General features: G+C 69.6%; 3 protein-coding genes. 2 read left to right on the top strand and 1 reads right to left on the bottom strand.

What is annotated here, in order from left to right:
- Positions 1-141: 141 nt before the first annotated feature.
- Positions 142-585 (bottom strand): nitroreductase family deazaflavin-dependent oxidoreductase, encoded by a 444-nt coding sequence (locus IH13_RS0104940; RefSeq protein WP_031081317.1) that lies wholly within the window; start codon positions 583-585, stop codon positions 142-144.
- A 301-nt stretch (positions 586-886) separates the two neighbouring features.
- On the opposite strand from IH13_RS0104940, the gene IH13_RS0104945 reads away from it, so the two are divergent.
- Together IH13_RS0104945 and IH13_RS0104950 are read left to right on the top strand one after the other, a co-directional pair.
- Positions 887-2,248 carry an FAD-dependent oxidoreductase gene (locus IH13_RS0104945; protein WP_031081319.1) on the top strand — a complete coding sequence of 454 codons (1,362 nt, stop codon included), beginning with the start codon at positions 887-889 and terminating at the stop codon, positions 2,246-2,248.
- A 101-nt stretch (positions 2,249-2,349) separates the two neighbouring features.
- A partial coding sequence (locus tag IH13_RS0104950) for a Sua5/YciO/YrdC/YwlC family protein (RefSeq protein WP_031081320.1) occupies positions 2,350-2,773 on the top strand: 424 nt, incomplete at its 3' end.

The raw sequence follows: 2,773 nt of genomic DNA on the forward strand, positions 1-2,773 counted from the left end.
GGCGTGCTCATGTCCGGCTCCCGTCGTCCTTGCCCCGCCGGCCGTCCGGACGTCCGGCAGGCGGATGCAGGGGGTTTGCGTCTGCTACTTCCGAGAAGGGAGCGGCCCCCGTTTCCGCGTCAGCGGGCGCCTTCCGGCGCGTCAGCGGGCGCCTTCCGGGCTGAGCACGAAGACGGGGATCTCGCGGTCCGTCTTGTTCTGGTAGTCGGCGTAGTCCGGGAACGCCTCGACGGCGCGTCCCCACCACACGGCCTTCTCCTCGCCGGTGACCTCACGCGCGACCATGTCCTGCCGCACGGTGCCGTCACGCAGCTCCACGTGCGGGTCGGCCCGCACGTTGTAGTACCAGACCGGGTGCTCGGGGGCCCCTCCGAGGGAGGCGACCACGGCGTACTCCCCGTCGTGTTCGACGCGCATGAGCGGGGTCTTGCGGATCTTGCCGCTCCTGGCGCCGCGCGTCGTCAGCAGGATGACGGGCATGTCCCGCATCGTCATCCCGTCGGTGCCACCGGAGCTCTCGATGAGTTCGACCTGTTCCCGGACCCACGGGGTCGGGCTCGGCTCGTACTCGCCTTCGATCGGCATGGGCGCCTGTCCTCTCGTCGCGGTCCTGCGCTGTGGGTCCATCATGGGCCCGCGTGCCCCGCCGGGCGCGGAGGGACACCATGGTCCCGGTCTGCCGGACCGCTCACGTGGGGTTCCAGGTGACCGATCCGGAACATTTCCGCCGCCCCTTAAGGCGTTACGTCCATATATTTCCGTTATATGCACCCGCCCTGATCCAGAGCCCCTCCCGCACAGGGCATACCGTGGGGGCAGCGGAGTAAGTCAAGCCTTACCCCGCTGCACTCTGTCCGTGCTCGTTCGCCCGAAGGAACAACACGCCATGACACGCCCCGTCCGCGTCGCCATCGTCGGAGCCGGCCCCGCCGGGATCTACGCAGCGGACGCGCTGCTCAAATCCGAGGTCGCACAGGAGCCGGGTGTCTCGATCGACCTGTTCGAGCGCATGCCCGCCCCCTTCGGCCTGATCCGGTACGGAGTCGCCCCGGACCACCCGCGGATCAAGGGGATCGTCAAGGCGCTGCACCAGGTGCTGGACAAGCCGCAGCTGCGGCTGTTCGGCAACGTCGACTACCCGCGTGACATCAACCTGGACGACCTGCGGTCCTTCTACGACGCGGTGATCTTCTCCACCGGCGCCGAGGCCGACCGCGCCCTCGACATACCCGGCATCGGCCTCGACGGCTCGTACGGCGCGGCGGAGTTCGTGGCCTGGTACGACGGGCACCCCGAGGTCCCGCGCACCTGGCCCCTGGAGGCCGAGAAGGTCGCCGTGCTCGGCGTGGGCAACGTGGCCCTGGACGTGGCCCGCATCCTGGCCAAGACCGCGGACGAGCTGCTCCCCACCGAGATCCCGGCGAACGTGTACGACGGCCTCAAGGCGAACAAGGCGCTCGAGGTGCACGTCTTCGGGCGTCGCGGACCGGCCCAGGCCAAGTTCAGCCCCATGGAGCTGCGCGAACTGGACCACTCGCCGAACATCGAGGTCATCGTCAACCCCGAGGACATCGACTACGACGAGGGCTCGATCGCCACCCGGCGGGAGAACAAGCAGGCCAACATGGTCGCCTCCACGCTGGAGAACTGGGCGATCCGCGACGTGGGCGACCGCCCGCACAAGCTGTTCCTGCACTTCTTCGAGTCGCCCGTCGAGGTCGTCGGCGAGGACGGCCGCGTCACCGCGCTGCGCACCGAGCGTACGGAGCTGGACGGCACGGGGAACGTCAAGGGCACCGGCCGGTTCACCGACTGGGAGGTGCAGAGCGTCTACCGCGCGGTCGGCTACTACTCGGACGAGCTGCCCAAGCTGCCCTTCGACGTGACCTCCGGCACCGTCCCGCACGCCGAGGGACGCGTCCTCGCCGGTGGCGAGCACATGACCTCGGTGTACGTCACCGGGTGGATCAAGCGGGGTCCGATCGGCCTCATCGGCCACACCAAGGGCGACGCCAACGAGACGGTGGCCTGCCTGCTGGAGGACCACACGGCCGGCCGGCTGCCCGCCCCCGCGGAGCCCGGCCCGGACGCGGTCGTCGACTTCCTGCAGCAGCGCGGCGTGCGGTACACGACGAAGGAGGGCTGGCACCTCCTGGACGCGCACGAGCAGGCGCTCGGCGCGGAGCAGGGGCGCGAGCGGATCAAGGTCGTCGAGCGTGACGGCATGCTGGACGCGTCCGGGGCCTGACCACCCGGTTCCCGCGCCCCCGCGTCCCTTCCACGGGACGCGGGGGGCGCGGTCGTGTCCGGGGCCCGCGGACAGCCGCGGCGGCCCCGTAGACTCGGCGGATGGCGAAGTATTTCGACGTACATCCCGAGAACCCGCAGCGGCGCACCATCAGCAACGTGGCCGACAGCATCCGGTCCGACGCGCTGATCGCGTATCCGACCGACTCCTGCTATGCCCTGGGGACCCGGCTGGGCAGCCGGGACGGCATCGACCGGATCCGGTCGATCCGTGATCTCGACGACCGCCACCACTTCACCCTCATGTGCCAGAACTTCGCGCAACTGGGGCAGTTCGTGCAGATCGACAACGATGTGTTCCGCACGGTGAAGGCGGCGACCCCGGGCAGCTACACCTTCATTCTGCCCGCCACCAAAGAGGTGCCGAAGCAGCTGCTGCACCCGAAGAAGAAGACGGTCGGGGTCCGGATCCCCGACCACACCGTCACGCAGGCGCTGCTGGCGGAGCTGGGCGAGCCGCTGCTCT

The organism is Streptomyces sp. NRRL WC-3549 (genome assembly GCF_000721935.1).
In the GTDB taxonomy this organism is placed as follows: Bacteria; Actinomycetota; Actinomycetes; order Streptomycetales; family Streptomycetaceae; genus Streptomyces.